This window comes from Salinicola sp. MH3R3-1 (genome assembly GCF_001937155.1).
GTDB classification, from domain to species: Bacteria; Pseudomonadota; Gammaproteobacteria; order Pseudomonadales; family Halomonadaceae; genus Salinicola; species Salinicola halophyticus.
The window spans coordinates 200399-215049 of record NZ_MSDP01000018.1; the positions used below are offsets into that span (position 1 = coordinate 200399).

Consider the following 14651-nt stretch of genomic DNA (forward strand, 5'->3'; position numbering starts at 1 on the left):
ATCCCCGTCATGCGTGGGCGACGTTCAGCGCCGGGATTGTCGATAAAGCACCGCACGGATCTTTTTCGTGAGAGCCGGGGTGAGGCAGTAATGGCCAGCGCGCTTCTTCAGGCGCTAGAGCACCTGCGGGCCGGCCGCCAGGATCTCCGCGTCGATGTCGTCGAACTTGGCGAAGTTGCCGGTGAACTTGGCAATCAACGCATTCATCTGCTCACGGTAGGCGTCCCGATCGCCCCACGCCTCGCGCGGGTCGAGCAGCTTGGCGTCGACCCCGTCCACCGCGACCGGGACGTCGAGGTTGAGCCCCTCGATATGACGCGTTTCGACGTTCTTCAGATCGCCTTCCTGGATGGCACGGACGATGGCACGGGTCGTGGGGATGCTGAAACGGCTGCCGCCCTTGCCGTAGGCACCACCGCTCCAGCCGGTGTTGACCAGATAGACCCGGGATTCGAACGCCTCGATACGCTTGATCAACAGCTCGGCATACTCGTGCGCCGGGCGAGGGAAGAACGGCGCGCCGAAGCAGGTCGAGAACGTCGCTTCCAGGCCGCTGGTAGACCCCATTTCGGTGGAGCCGACCTTGGCCGTATAGCCGGACAGAAAATGGTAGGCCGCCGCTTCCTTGGAAAGCAGCGATACCGGCGGCAGTACGCCGCTCATGTCACAGGTGAGAAAGATGATCGCGCTCGGCTCGCCGCTACGGTTATCCTCGATACGCTTCTCGACGAACTCCAGCGGGTAGCCCGCGCGACCGTTCTGGGTCAGGCTATCGTCGGTGAAATCGGGAACCCGAGCTTTATCCAGCACCACGTTTTCCAGCACGGTTCCGAAGCGAATCGCGTCCCAAATGATCGGTTCGTTCTTGCGCGACAGATCAATAGTCTTGGCGTAGCACCCGCCTTCGAAGTTGAAGACCGTACCCTCGCCCCAACCGTGCTCGTCGTCGCCGATGAGGTAACGGTCCGGATCTGCCGACAGGGTCGTCTTGCCGGTACCGGAAAGCCCGAAGAACAGTGTGGTCTCGCCGTCTTCGCCGACGTTGGCGCTGCAGTGCATCGGCAGCACGTCCTTCTCCGGCAACAGGAAGTTCTGTACCGAGAACATCGCCTTCTTCATCTCGCCCGCGTAGCGCATGCCGGCCAGCAGCACCCGGCGACGGGCGAAATTGATCATCACGGTGCTCTCCGAGCGGGTGCCGTCACGCTGGGGAGCGCAGACGAACTTGGGTGCGCTCAGCACCGTCCATTCGCTCTTGTCCTTCGGATTCCAGTTATCGGGACGCACGAAAAGATTACGCCCGTAGAGGCTATGCCAGGCCTGTTCCGTGACCACGCGAATTGGCAGGTAGTACTCCGGATCGGCGCCGACATGCAGCTCGGAGACGAAAGTGTCACCACCGACCAGATAATCTTCCACTCGCTCCCAAAGCGCATCGAACACGTTGGGTTCGATCGGTCGGTTGACCTGCCCCCAGTCGATCAGATCCGACGTCGAGGGCTCCTCGACGATGAAGCGATCCAGCGTAGAGCGCCCGGTACGCTCCCCCGTCTCGACCACCAGTGCACCGTTGGCAGACAGCACGCCTTCACCTCGCGCGAGGGCATATTCGACCAGCTCGGCCGTGGTCAAATTGGTGTGCGCTTTCGCGGGGCGGGAATCGCCAGCAGCCGGGGCGGTGGCTTGAGAGGTGGTCATTGTCCAGTCCTGGGCTCGAGGGCCTCTGTTCCGTGTCGTTTCACAGCGTTATAGACCCGCCACCCCGATGCCACCGCTCTGGTGGAACCGGTGACTTCGACACCTGGCGGGCGAAAAAGGATCGCCATTATGGCAAAAAGCGACCAGCGCGCAAACGCTGGCCGCCCGATGTCAATTCGGCTTTGATCAAAGCGCCGCCCGGCAAGCATGCCGAGCGCGGCGCACGCCCTAGTGTACGGTCGGCGATGGCGCCTGAGGCGAGTCGATGATCGCTTCGATTTCCGCCGCACTAAAATGGTACTGGGTATGACAAAAATGGCACTGGGTATCGATGGCCTTCTGTTCATCGAGTATCTCGCGCAGCTCGTCGGCGCCGAAGGTGTGCAGGGCGTTGGCGATCCGCTCGCGCGAGCAGGTGCAACCGAATGCCAGCGCCTTGGGCGTGAAGACACGCGTGGTCTCTTCGTGAAACAGCCGATGCAGCACGTCCTGCGCCGGCAGCGTCAGCATTTCCTCGTCGGTGATCGTCGCCGCCAGGTGCACCACCCGATCCCAGGCATCCGGGTCCTTGTTCGAGTGATCGTCCGGCAGCTGCTGCAACAGCAGCCCGGCACTGCGCTGGCCGTCGGCGCTCAGCCACAGCCGCGTGGCTAACTGCTCCGACTGGGCAAAGTACGCTTCCAGACACGCCGCGAGCTGATCGTGCTCCAGTGCCACGATCCCCTGGTAGCGATTGCCCTCGGCGGGGTCGAGCGTGATCACGATCTGACCGTCGCCGACCAGCTGGCGCAGCGTGGCATTGTCGGCGAAGACCTGCTCATCGTCGTAACGCGCAATGGCCCGCAGCTGCCCGCCCGGGCTGGACTCGGCCATCAACACGTCGACGCCCTGCTTGCCCCGGACTTCCACGCTCACGGTGCCGTCGAGCTTGACGGTTTCGGTCAGCAGCGCGACCGCGCTCAACAGCTCGCCCAGCTGCTGGCGAATGGGCTCGGGGTACGCCTGACGCTCGAGAACTTCGCGGTAGGCCGTCTCCAGTTGCACGATCTCGCCGCGCACATTGGTGTCGTCGAATAGAAAGCGTTGGATTTCGTCGTTCATGACTCATATCTCTTCAGACGCTGGGTCCGGACGATATTGCGTCAACGACGCGTCTCATCAATACGGAACCAGCGATGGCAGGTAGGCCAGCGGCGCTGACGCAATTCGCGAACCCGACGGTCAGTCGTCGGTAGGCTGGCGCTGAAAGCGATGGATATCGCGACGCTGGCGCTTGTCCGGGCGTTTGATCGGTGGCTGCATCATCTGATTGGCCAGCTTGCGCTGGTGGGCTTCACGTTCGCGGCGGTCGATGCTCTCCGGCGTCTCGGCATAGAGCTGCTGAGCTTCCGGCGCACCGCGTCGTTGTCCCGACAGCGCGACGACCTCGACGGTCGCATTGTCCCAACCCTGGGGCACTTCGATCAGGGCGCCGATCTCGACGTTGCGGCTGGTCTTGACGCGGCTGCCGTTGTAACGAACCTTGCCGCCTTCGATGGCTTTCTTGGCCAGCTGACGCGTCTTGAAGAATCGCGCCGCCCATAGCCATTTATCGATACGTACCGTTTCACTCATGGGCTTATCATCATGGTTCTGTCACCTCGACCGCTCTAGATGGGGGCCGCTGGCCGCTGCTTCAACCCGCACTTCAACTCGATGCGCCGGGCAACAGTGAGGCGAAACGATCGACAACGGTAAACGTCGGGTGCGGTCTGTCGGCCTTCTGGCTATCCGGCTTGAGAATGCCCAGCAAATGGCCCATGCCGTAGTGCCGAGCGCACTCCAGCACATCGGTATTGTCATCGATGAACAGACTGCGGGCCGGGTCGAACGGGTGCAGCGTCTGCATCGCCTCCCAGAAGGCGGGCTGCTCCTTGGGCGCCCCGACGTCCGCCGACGACACGATGCGATCGACATAGCGGTCCAGGCCGGTCAGCGGGAGCTTGAGCCCGAGACTCTCGCGGTCGGCGTTGGTCGCGAGCACGACTTCGACCGGCGCCGCCGCTAGCCATTCCATGAATGCCAGCGCGTCGGCGCGCCACCCGATCAGGTGCGCGACTTCGCGCTTGAGCGCCACGATATCCACCGAAAGCTCTCGGCTCCAGTGCGCCAGACTGTACCAGTCCAGCGTCCCGCGGGCATCGAGGATGCGTGCCTCCAGCGCGGTACGATGCGAGTCGTCGAGGCGGTGCAGTTCCACGTAGCGACGCGGCAGGTGCTCAAGCCAGAAGTGGCTGTCGAAGTGGAGATCGAGCAGCGTACCGTCCATATCCAGGAAAACGGTGTCGATAGTGTTCCAGTCGATCATCAGGCGACATCTCGGCAATCGGGCGGGATAAAACGTCCCGCAGGGACGCCACCCTCGCCTTCCGGGCGTTGAATGGGTATTTCCCACACGAGCAAGCGTCGATTATTGTACCTAAAGCAACCCGCCCGATGCACGGAGGCCGCATGGCGCCGACAGACTCTTCCTCGCCCCCCTCGATCAAGCCGTCGATTCTCGAGCGGCGCAACGTCGCCCAGAGCGAACTCTTCGCCATCGAGTCGCTCGATTTGCGCTTTGCCAATGGCGCGGAGCGCACTTTCGAACGATTGAAAGGCAAAGGGCGGGGAGCGGTAATGCTGGTGGCGATGCCGGATCCGGATCATGTCCTGCTGATCCGCGAGTATGCTGCCGGTTTCGATGAATATACGTTGACGCTTCCCAAGGGGCTGGTCGATCCGGGCGAAGACATCGTCACGGCAGCCAATCGCGAACTGATGGAGGAGTGCGGCTTCGGCGCCCATCGCATCGAGCCGCTGGTCGAGCTATCGCTGGCTCCCAACTACATGAATCACCGCATCCAGGTGATGTTGGCCAGCGACCTCTACGAAAAGCGTCTCGAAGGGGACGAACCCGAGCCGTTGATCGTCGAAACCCACGCCATCGACGATATCACCGGGCTGCTGGCTCGCGACGACTTTCATGAGGGCCGCGCCATTGCCGCCCTGTTCATTGCTCGCGAAAAACTGCGTGGGGAGCGAGAATCCGAGAGTTGGTGGTAAGGCGCTCGTCTCCACTCATCTTTTCACCGCCCTTCCTGTCACTGCCCTTATTGTCACACCCCTTATTGTCACAGCCCGTCTGGTTACAGTCCCCATAACGACGAACGCCCCGCTTAGCGGGGCGTTCGTGAACAGTAAACTAGGGAACTGCTGCGAGCATTACCTAGTCAACAACGCTTGATCATCAGCGCTAGACGATCAGTTGGGATCGACGTCCTGCGCGGAATCGACGCCGTGGTTGTTTTCCATATCGTCCTGCATCTTGCCCTTGGCGGCGGACTTGTCCTGAGCCGTCGGGCCGTCGGCCTTGAGGCTGCCCGGCTGGGTATTGGCAGAACCGGTCTGCGCATTGTCAGTATCCGGCAGGCTGTTCTCGGACGGCAATGAGCCAGTGCTTTCTCCAGCTGCCGTGGCACCTTGAGCCTTGGTCGGCGCAGAACCGCCAGACTGTGTATTGGCAGACCCAGTCTCGGGGCTGACGTCAGGCGCCTGATCCTGGGCAAATGCACCCGCGGTCGGCAGTGCGATCAGTGCGGCAAAAATGGCGGCGTTGAGCTTTTTCATGAGAATCCTCCGTAATTCATCCTGAAGTAGTGCCCGTCCAGCGACTAGAGGTGGGTGGTAACCCGCTGATCCAGACGCTTGCACTACTGACGACTGCTAGTGCTACTGGTACTGCCTTGCCGAAACAAGTTATACAAAACTTAGTCATAAAACCGCGACTTGGCAAATTTCGATTTACCTCTCCTCGGCGTCATAGCACTCGATGAAGCGACGCGCCGCCGGCGACAGCTCCCGGTCCCGCCGCCAAAGCAACTCGAAGGCAGGATTGGGCGTGCGAAACCGGTAATTCACTCGTCCCACCCGCCCTCGCCCCACCTGTTCTCGAGCGATTCCCTCAGGCAGCAGTGCCAGTACGCCAGAGTCACGTTCCAGCATCGCCAGGATGGCGTAGGTCGATGAAATTTCGATCGACTGCACCGACTGCGACAGGCCGGCGGCGACGAACTCCTGCTCCAGCATCCGCGGCATGCTCACGGGGTAGACGATCCAGGCCTGCCGGGCCAGCGTGGTGAAATCCGGCTCTTCGATCGCGGCTAGCGCATGATGCGGATTGGCCACGACCCACAGCGGTTCGGGGAAATTGCCATGACTATGGTAGTCACCGGGGCGGCGACCGAAATTGGAACGACATAGCGCTACATCGATACGGCCCTGATCGAGCAGACGCAGCAGCCCTATGCTGGTGTCCTCGATGACCTGCAGCGACAGCGACGGCTGTTCGGCACGCACCTTGACGATAGCTTCGACGATCGTCGCGATGGCGCCCATGGTGCCGCCGACCGCCAGATGCCCTCCGTAACCCTGCTGAATGCCGATCATCTCCTCGCGCAGATGCGCCACATCGGTCTGGATCAGCCTGGCATAGCGCACCACGCAGCGTCCCAGATCGTTGGTCTCCAGCCCGCGTGCACTTCGTGCGAACAGCGACGCTCCCAGAGTCGATTCGATCTCGTTGAGCGCTCGCGTCGCACCGGGTTGGGAAATGCCTACCTGCTCGGCCGCCTTGTGGATGGATCCACATTCGTCGAGCGCCATCAACAGCCGCAGCTGGCGCAGACGGAGGCGCGACATCAACGTTTCCAGCGTCGGGGGCATCGAGGAAATCCCTTTATGGCGGGGCCGAGTGGTCAAGGCTTTCGATGAATCGAGACTTTCGATGGATCAAGACTTTAGAGGAATGCACGCACGTTATCACTCGATCAGCAACTCTCAGTAGTGGAAATCACGCCGAAAGGATACCGTGTCGCCAGCCGACAAAATCATGATAAATATCTGATTAAAAAAGAATTTAAACCAAAAGTCGCATAGACCAAAGTGGCAGCCGTAGCCGAGGAGCCAAGCCATGGCACTAATCGAACATACCACCGAGGCGCCCGCCTCGGTCATCCGATTGCATGAGCGCGACGATGTCGTCATCGCCCGTGTGCCGTTACCCAAAGACACCGAGGTGATGCCGGGCGTCATTCTGACGAGCGCCGTGCCGGCCGCCCACAAGATCGCGCTGCGCTCGCTTCAGACGGGCGACATGATTCGCCGCTACGGCCAGATCATCGGTCGTGCTACTCGACCCATCGCCGCCGGCGATCATGTTCACGTCCACAATCTCGGCATCGGCGACCTGGAAGGCGCCGGCCATGAGCAGGGCTATTCGAAGGACTATGCCATCGGCACCGAAATCAATCCGGTCGAGCCAGTCGCCCCCGCCACCACTTTCATGGGTATTCCGCGAGCGGACGGGCGCGTCGCGACCCGCAATTACATCGGCATTCTCACTTCGGTCAACTGCTCCGCCACGGTGGCTCATGCCATCGCCGACCATTTCCGCCGCGACGTCCATCCCGAGGCGTTGGCACCCTACCCGAACGTGGATGGCGTGGTTGCCCTGACTCATGGCGTCGGCTGTGCGGTGGCCGCGGATGGCGAAGCGCTGGAGATGCTGCGCCGTACGCTTGCCGGCTACGCGCGCCACGCCAATTTCGCCGCCGTCCTGGTGATCGGACTGGGCTGCGAGACCAATCAGATCGATGCGCTGATCGAATCCCAGGGTCTGAAACCGGGACCCAAGCTGCACCCATTCACCATCCAGCAGATCGGCGGCACTACCAAGGCCATCGCCGAGGGCATTCATCACATCAAGCAGCTGCTGAAAGAGGCCAACGAAATCGAACGCACGCCATGTTCGGTGGAGCATCTCCGCGTCGCTCTGCAGTGCGGCGGATCCGACGGTTACTCCGGCATCACCGCCAACCCGGCTCTGGGCGCCGCCGTCGATCGACTGATCGCCCACGGCGGCAGTGCCGTGCTCGCCGAAACACCGGAAGTCTATGGCGCCGAACACCTGCTGACACGACGAGCAGTCAGCCCTGCGGTTGCTCACAAGCTGATCGCACGCATTCACTGGTGGGAGGAGTTCTGCCGGGTTCGCGGGGCCTCGCTCGACAACAACCCCTCGGCCGGCAACAAGGCCGGCGGATTGACCACGATCCTCGAGAAATCGCTGGGTGCCGTGGCCAAGGCGGGCACCACGCCACTGGTCGAAGTTCTCGAATATGCCGAGCCGATGCGCGAACGAGGTCTGGCGTTCATGGACTCCCCCGGATTCGATCCCGTCTCCGTCACCGGCCAGGTCGCCAGCGGCTGCAATCTGATCGCCTTCACTACCGGCCGTGGCAGCGCGTTTGGCTGTGCCCCGGTCCCTTCGATGAAGCTCTCGACCAACAGCGCCCTATGGCATCACCAGTCGGACGACATGGATATCAACTGCGGCGCCCTGCTCGACGGCGACATCGAGTTCGAGCAGCTCGGCGAACAGATCTTCCAGCGCTTTCTGACCCTGGCTTCCGGCGAACGCAGCCGCAGCGAACGTCACGGCTACGGCCAGCAGGAGTTCGTGCCCTGGCAGATCGGTGTCATCACCTGAGCGTCGACGCGCCACCATTCAGTGCCTGACGCAAAACGCCTCGAGCCAGCAAATGCTGGCTCGAGGCGTTCACGTTCGACGCGGAGATCGCTGCTCGGGTCAGGACAGCCTGACGACCTGCCCGGTTTCTGCGCTTTGAACACCGGCTTCCAGCAAACGCATGACTTCGAGCGCCTCTTGCGCCGTCACCGGGAGCGGAGCGACGCCCTGGATGGCGTCGAGGACACCGGCGTAGTAAGCCAGATAGTCACCCGGCAAGGTCGCAATCTCATGCAGCTCTGGCTGACCGCCCTCGCGCACCTGGCCGATCGTCATCATGCCGTGGCGCCAGTCCTCACCCCATTGTGGCGAGGGCAGCCGGTCGCCACGCTTGAGCATGTCTTCCTGCGGGTCGAGGCCGTGCTTGATGTAGCTCGCCCGGGTCCCGTGAACGGTAAAGCGGGCCCCGGGAGCCGGCACCAGCGTGCCGCCATGCAGGACCACTCGAGATTCGTCGTAGCGCAGCACCGCATGAAAATAGTCGTCGACCTTGGCGCCTTCGCGCTGGCAGGCCAGATCGAGCGAGATCGACTCCGGCGTGCCGAACAGCACCAGACTCTGGTCGAGCAAATGGGAGCCGAGATCGAACCAGGCGCCGGCGCCGGGCGCGGGGTCCTCGCGCCAGCGCTGGACGACATCCGGCCGGAAGCGATCGAAATGCGATTCGAAATGCACGATCTTACCCAGCGAATGACTGTCGATCAGATCGCGCACCGTCAGGAAATCGGCATCCCAGCGCCGATTGTGAAAGACAGACAACAGACGCTCGGCCTTTTCGGCCTGGTCGCACAGCTTGCGCGCCTCGTCCGCCGTCACCGTAAACGGCTTGTCGACAACGACATGCTTGCCCGCCGCCAGCGCCTCGCTGACCAGCGGGTAGTGCGTGGCATTCGGCGTGGGAATGACGACCAGATCGATATCGTCGCGAGCGAACAGCGCCTGGGGTGTCGGCTCCACCGGCACGCTCGGCCAGTCGGCGTGGACCTTGTCGGCGTCTCGGCTCGCCACGGCGACCAGAGCAAGCCCGTCCTGGGCGGAGATCAAGGGCGCGTGGAAGCGTTTGCCAGCCATACCGTAGCCAACCAGACCCACACCGATGGTTCCCTTCATGCAGAGGTCCCTTAAAGATGAGTTCGCGATCGCTTCGCGGGCGGTTCTACAGCCAGCTTTTGAGTCAAACCCGGCGAAGCACGTAATCGCTTAGGGTATCGCAACTTGCCGGGCAATGATCTCCCCAAAACGGTGGGGCCGATACCCACTGCAGGCTCGGCGATCTCTCGCGGCGACATACCGGCACCGTCTTTCACCACCGGCTCCGCTTGCCATCTCAAGCCTCGGCGACAGCCAGTCTCGGCCGCCTCTGCTGCCACGCGACCGGCAGTCTCGCCTCCAGCCAGTGGCGCATGGGCGCCACCACGAAGCGTTGCATCAATAGCGCCAGCACGACGATCAGCGCCAGGTGGAAAACCATGGTCCAGAGCGGGATCGCGAATTTCAGCGCCGCGTTGCCGCTATCCACGACCCAGCCCTCGTGCCACCACTGGAGCAGCCAGCGCGTGGCTCTGGCCGTTGGCCCGATCAGCGGCGTGTGCAACGCAAAGATGCACAGCGCCGACTCACCCAGCCGCTGCGCCCAGGCTCTCACCGTTGCGCTGTTCGGTGTCGCGAATGCACTCGCACTCAGCAACACCAGCGCCTGGAATGGCAACAGGAAGCCGTTGTGGGTCAGATAGTAGAGGTGCAATCCATCCAGCTTGAGCAGCCACACCCCGATCGGTACCCCGCACAGACCCAGCGCCAGCACCGGATAGCGGAAACGGCGGATCAGATCGCTCACGCGGTCAGACTGCCAGGCACGATAGAGCACGATCCCCGCCAGGAATTCGGGCAGCCGGAACAGGGGATTACGATGAAGAACGCCGACCGTGACGTAGTCGAACGCCCCCGCCAGGGTCGCCAACAGCGGTCCCAGCGCATAGAGCCCCCAGATAGCGACCAGTACCAGCCCCCAACGCTGAACACGCATGAGCCGGGGGGCCAGCCAAGGGAAACAGGCATAGAAGAAGAGTAACGCCGAGATCGACCAGGAGGCGCCGTTGAGCCACAAAAAGCGCGGCTCCCAGGCCTGCAGTAGCGTCAACTGCAAGGCGATGTGCTTGAGCGCCCCGGGCCAGGAGAGGCGCTCCGAAAACGCCGCCTGCGCTTCGTCACTCAGCGGATAGTAGGGGTGCGTATTGAAGTAGACATAGACCCCTTCGGGGCGGATGGGATACTGAAGCAGCAGCAGACCGATCGCCAATAGCATGGTGATGACATGGATCGGATAAAGATTGCAAAGCCGCTTGGCGACAAAGGCCGGGCCACGCATCTTCATCTCGCCGGCGTCGTCCAGCGCCACATGAGCGAGCAGAAAGCCCGACAGCATGAAGAACGTGCTGGTCGCGAAGAAACCCATGCCGATGAAACTTCTCAGCATATCGGGCATGCCGTCGTAGATGCCGCCGAAATGGTAGGCCACCATCCACAGCGCCATTAAAAACCGCAGCCACTCGAGACCGTAATAACGCTGCCGCTTGCTCGTGGCCATGATGCGACCTCCTTTCGGCGTCACCGCGAACGGCAGCAACCCGATCTGCAAGACAAGGCGAGAAAATCAGCCCTGTCGATATGAATGGCGCGGCCAGGACGACTGCCATCGAAGCGCCGAGACCGGCTCGAAGGCATACTGAAGAGAGTTGAAATACCGATGCAGGACCCTATTTTTAGCCGCGCGAATGGTGCCACCACTGCAAGCAAAGTGTAATCGAACGGCAACGAAAATCCTCTTTCGACACTGGGAATCACCGAGATTTACATAAATCTCGACGACTGTCGCCGAAGACCGACACAATATCATCGTCGCGTGCCATGCACCGGGACGCGCCGGGATGCGCTAATCTGGGACTAAGCGGTTCGTCATGGCAGCCAATCGAATATGCTGGCTGCCCGAATGCCCTTTACTCGCATGCTATCCATCGCCAGGAGTCACCATGAGTCAGCATCCCCCCATCGCTTTCATCACCGGCGCCACGTCAGGCTTTGGCCGCGCCTGCGCCCACCGGTTTGCCGAGGCCGGCTGGGCCCTGGTGCTGACCGGTCGCCGGCAGGACCGGCTGGAAGCGGTCAAGCAGCAGCTGCAGGATCAGGTCCCGGTGCATATCGCAACGCTGGATGTCCGCGAGCGTGACGGCATTGCCAAGGTGGTCGAGGAACTGCCGGCGGCGTTCAAGGCGGTCAAGGTTCTGGTCAACAATGCGGGACTGGCGCTGGGTGCCGGACCTGCACAGGAGGCCAACCTGGACGACTGGCAGACCGTCATCGACACCAATATCACCGGACTGGTCAACGTCACGCGCACGCTGCTGCCGACACTGATCGATGTCGGCCGCGGTGCGGCGATCATCAATATCAGTTCCACGGCCGCGCTGTGGCCCTATCCGGGTAGTCACGTCTATGGCGCATCCAAGGCGTTCGTCAATCAGTTCTCCTACAACCTGCGCTGCGATCTCAAGGGAACCGGGGTTCGCGTCACCGACATCGCGCCGGGCATGTCGGAAACCGAATTCACCCTGGTGCGGATGAAGGGCGATCAGAGCGCCCATGACAAGCTCTACGGCGGCGTCGAGCCGATCCAGCCGGAAGACGTGGCCGAGCAGGTCTTTCTCGCCGCGACCTTACCGCCGCATCTCAACATCAACCGTCTCGAGCTGATGCCGGTGTGCCAGTCGTGGGGCGGTCTCGCCGTTAACCGGGACTGACGGACGAATACCAGGCAGGCCGAATGGAGCCGCCTAGACAGTGCTGGAAATCCGTCGGCACGCGCCGCATGATGCTCCGTCACGCAGAGCCTCATGCGTCGCGCGGCTTCGCGCAAAGCGGATATCAACAACGACAACGCAATCGTAATCACGGATCGACATGACTGAATCTTCCCCCGCAGCGGCATCGTCCGCTCGCGAACGGCAACCGCTATGGCTCACCGCGGCCCCTGGGCTGTTCCTGTTGTTGTGGTCACTCGGATTTCCGGTCGCCAAGATCGGCACGCAGCACGTCGATCCGCTGCTGTTTCTGGGGCTGCGATTCGTTCTCGTGCTGCTGATCATGCTGCCCGTCTGGCTGTGGCTGCGCCCACCCATGCCGACCCGACTCAGCGCCTGGGGCCATCAGGCGGTGGTCGGATTTCTGATCCAGACCGTCTACTTCGGCTGCTGCTACAGCGCTTTCGCACTGGGCAGCTCCGCCGGCGTCGTAGCGCTGATCGTGTCACTGCAGCCGGTACTGGTCGCCCTCGCCGCCCCGGCGATGGTCGGGGAAACCATCGGCACGCGACGCTGGATCGGTTTCGCACTGGGCCTGATCGGCGCCGTGGTGGTCATTCTGGGGCGCTCGACGGTGGAAGGCATCACCACCGGCGGGCTGTTGCTGGCGATCGCGGCCCTGATCGGGATGAGCGGCGCGACGCTCTACGAAAAGCGCTACGGCCAGCCGCTGCACCCGGTCAGTGCCAATCTCATCCAATACTTCACCGGGCTGATCACGACCCTGCCGCTGATCGTATTGTTCGGTCACTTCACGCTCGAGTGGGATGGCGCACTCGTCGGATCACTGGCCTATCTGGTCATCGGGAACTCGCTGATCGCCATCTCGCTGCTGCTGGCGATGATCCGGCGTGGCGAAGCCTCGCGGGTTTCGGCGCTGTTCTACCTGGTGCCGCCCTGCGCCGCCCTGTTCTCGTGGTGGCTGATCGACGAACCGATGCCGCCGATCGCCTGGCTGGGCATGGCCATCGCCGCCGCCGGCGTCGCCCTGGTCAGTAGCCGACGTCAACGCCGCTGAAGCAGACACTCGACGTTGACGACACAAGGCTCCCGACCCAACATGAGCGATGATTGAGAAATTGCTTAACCATCAGGTCGATCCCATCATGTCCACTGCCGACGAGCGCCAAGCGCTCCACCTGCCCGAAGGGCACGCCAAGCTGCTACTTCACTCCTGCTGCGCTCCCTGCTCCGGAGAGGTCATGGAAGCGCTGCACGCCTCGGGTATCGACTACGCGATTTTCTTCTACAACCCGAATATCCATCCCAAGAAGGAGTATCTGCTGCGCAAGGAAGAGAACATTCGCTTCGCCGAGCAGCACGGCATTGAATTCATCGATGCCGATTACGATACCGACAACTGGTTCGCCCGCGCCAAGGGGATGGAGTACGAGCCGGAACGCGGCATTCGTTGCACCATGTGCTTCGACATGCGTTTCGAACGCACGGCGCTTTACGCCAAGGAGAACGGCTACACGTTGATTTCCAGCTCGCTGGGCATCTCGCGCTGGAAGGACATGAATCAGATCAACGACTGTGGTCACCGCGCCGCGGCGCCTTACGAAGGGCTCGAGTACTGGGATTACAACTGGCGCAAGAAAGGCGGATCGAAACGCATGATCGAGATCAGCAAGCGCGAGCGCTTTTATCAGCAGGAGTATTGTGGCTGCGTCTATTCGCTACGCGACTCCAACCTCCACCGCAAGGCGCAGGGCCGCGACCTGATCCAGCTCGGCGTGCAGTACTACGGCGACGACGAGTGACGCTCGCCCTCCCCATCAGCTTTTCGCTATCAATAGCGCGCCAGCGCCGATCATCAGCGAACCGGCGCCCCGGTTCAATCGGCGCTGCGCCCGTGGCGAACGCAGGGCTCTCCTAGCCCTTGCAGCACCGGCAGCGACCAGACAGAGCCCCGCCATCAGACCCGGGACCGTCAGCACGACCAACAGCGCCAGAGAGGAGCCGCCGAGCCGCTCCAGATCGACGAACGTGGGAAGAAAGGCGATATAGAACAGAATCACCTTGGGGTTGGATGCGGAGATCAGGACTCCCTGCGCCACGCCGGCCAGATTGCCGCCAGATTTACCGGGCGATAACACCTCGGCGTTCTGCACCGGCGCTCTCCATAGCTTCCAGCCGAGATAGAACAGATACAGCGCGCCCAGGATTCGGATCACGCCAAAGAACTCGCCCCAGTGTTCGGCGATTGTCGCCAGGCCGAACGTCGCGAGCAGCAGATAGAGCACGTCGCTGATCGTCATCCCCACTGCCATCGGCAGGCACCGGCGGAAACCGGCATTCACACCCGTGGCGATCAAGGCGAACACGCCCGGGCCGGGGGTGATGGCAAACAGGAAGATGGCCAGCAGGTAGGTGGCGGCGCTCTCGATGGTCATGGCGTTCAGCAATCCGATATCGATGAGCGCTGATTGTCTACTTCGAAAAAGGGGCAGCGCAAGTGCGCTGCCCCTTTAAAGCCCCTATTAGAT

At 62.1% G+C, this 14651-nt stretch carries 14 protein-coding genes; 5 read left to right on the forward strand and 9 right to left on the reverse strand.

Annotation, left to right across the window (positions count from 1 at the left end; translation table 11 throughout):
- Positions 1-114: 114 nt before the first annotated feature.
- The 4 genes from BTW08_RS12140 to BTW08_RS12155 form a co-directional block, all read right to left on the reverse strand.
- Positions 115-1698, reverse strand: a complete 1584-nt coding sequence (locus tag BTW08_RS12140; RefSeq protein WP_075562777.1) for a phosphoenolpyruvate carboxykinase — start codon at positions 1696-1698, stop codon at positions 115-117.
- A 228-nt stretch (positions 1699-1926) separates the two neighbouring features.
- On the reverse strand, positions 1927-2799 hold the full coding sequence (hslO, locus tag BTW08_RS12145) for an Hsp33 family molecular chaperone HslO (protein ID WP_075562778.1): 873 nt from the start codon (positions 2797-2799) through the stop codon (positions 1927-1929).
- A gap of 120 nt (positions 2800-2919) precedes the next feature.
- Positions 2920-3312, reverse strand: a complete 393-nt coding sequence (locus BTW08_RS12150) for a S4 domain-containing protein (RefSeq protein ID WP_075562779.1) — start codon at positions 3310-3312, stop codon at positions 2920-2922.
- 73 nt (positions 3313-3385) lie between these two features.
- A complete protein-coding gene (locus tag BTW08_RS12155) occupies positions 3386-4045 on the reverse strand; it encodes an HAD-IA family hydrolase (protein WP_075562780.1) in 660 nt (219 codons plus the stop codon).
- 143 nt (positions 4046-4188) lie between these two features.
- On the opposite strand from BTW08_RS12155, the gene nudE reads away from it, so the two are divergent.
- Positions 4189-4782, forward strand: a complete 594-nt coding sequence (gene nudE, locus BTW08_RS12160; protein ID WP_075562781.1) for an ADP compounds hydrolase NudE — start codon at positions 4189-4191, stop codon at positions 4780-4782.
- Positions 4783-4980: 198 nt separating this feature from the next.
- Here nudE and BTW08_RS12165 read toward each other — a convergent pair whose 3' ends face one another.
- Together BTW08_RS12165 and BTW08_RS12170 are read right to left on the reverse strand one after the other, a co-directional pair.
- Positions 4981-5346: a hypothetical protein gene (locus BTW08_RS12165; protein ID WP_075562782.1), complete on the reverse strand. Its 366-nt coding sequence runs from the start codon at positions 5344-5346 to the stop codon at positions 4981-4983.
- Between the two features lie 174 nt (positions 5347-5520).
- Positions 5521-6441 carry a LysR family transcriptional regulator gene (locus BTW08_RS12170; RefSeq protein ID WP_075562783.1) on the reverse strand — a complete coding sequence of 307 codons (921 nt, stop codon included), beginning with the start codon at positions 6439-6441 and terminating at the stop codon, positions 5521-5523.
- Positions 6442-6688: 247 nt separating this feature from the next.
- Between BTW08_RS12170 and BTW08_RS12175 the strand changes: the two genes are divergently transcribed.
- A complete protein-coding gene (locus BTW08_RS12175) occupies positions 6689-8266 on the forward strand; it encodes an altronate dehydratase family protein (protein WP_075562784.1) in 1578 nt (525 codons plus the stop codon).
- A gap of 99 nt (positions 8267-8365) precedes the next feature.
- Here BTW08_RS12175 and BTW08_RS12180 read toward each other — a convergent pair whose 3' ends face one another.
- Positions 8366-9415, reverse strand: coding sequence for an oxidoreductase (locus BTW08_RS12180; protein WP_075562785.1), 1050 nt, complete (start codon positions 9413-9415; stop codon positions 8366-8368).
- A 217-nt stretch (positions 9416-9632) separates the two neighbouring features.
- The gene (locus BTW08_RS12185; protein WP_075562786.1) at positions 9633-10892 is read right to left on the reverse strand and encodes an acyltransferase; all 1260 of its coding nucleotides are present in this window, start codon (positions 10890-10892) and stop codon (positions 9633-9635) included.
- A 442-nt stretch (positions 10893-11334) separates the two neighbouring features.
- Here BTW08_RS12185 and BTW08_RS12190 point away from each other — a divergent pair, with 442 nt between their 5' ends.
- The 3 genes from BTW08_RS12190 to BTW08_RS12200 all read left to right on the forward strand — a co-directional run bounded on the left by BTW08_RS12190 (position 11335) and on the right by BTW08_RS12200 (position 13925).
- A complete protein-coding gene (locus BTW08_RS12190) occupies positions 11335-12102 on the forward strand; it encodes an SDR family NAD(P)-dependent oxidoreductase (RefSeq protein WP_075562787.1) in 768 nt (255 codons plus the stop codon).
- A gap of 160 nt (positions 12103-12262) precedes the next feature.
- Positions 12263-13180 (forward strand): DMT family transporter, encoded by a 918-nt coding sequence (locus BTW08_RS12195; RefSeq protein WP_075562788.1) that lies wholly within the window; start codon positions 12263-12265, stop codon positions 13178-13180.
- 88 nt (positions 13181-13268) lie between these two features.
- Entirely contained in the window at positions 13269-13925 is a 657-nt protein-coding gene (locus BTW08_RS12200; RefSeq protein ID WP_075562880.1) for an epoxyqueuosine reductase QueH, read from the forward strand.
- Positions 13926-13940: 15 nt separating this feature from the next.
- On the opposite strand, the gene BTW08_RS12205 is transcribed toward BTW08_RS12200, so the two are convergent.
- Complete coding sequence (locus BTW08_RS12205; RefSeq protein WP_075562881.1) at positions 13941-14558, reverse strand: LysE family translocator; 618 nt, start codon at positions 14556-14558, stop codon at positions 13941-13943.
- Between the last annotated feature and the right edge of the window lie 93 nt (positions 14559-14651).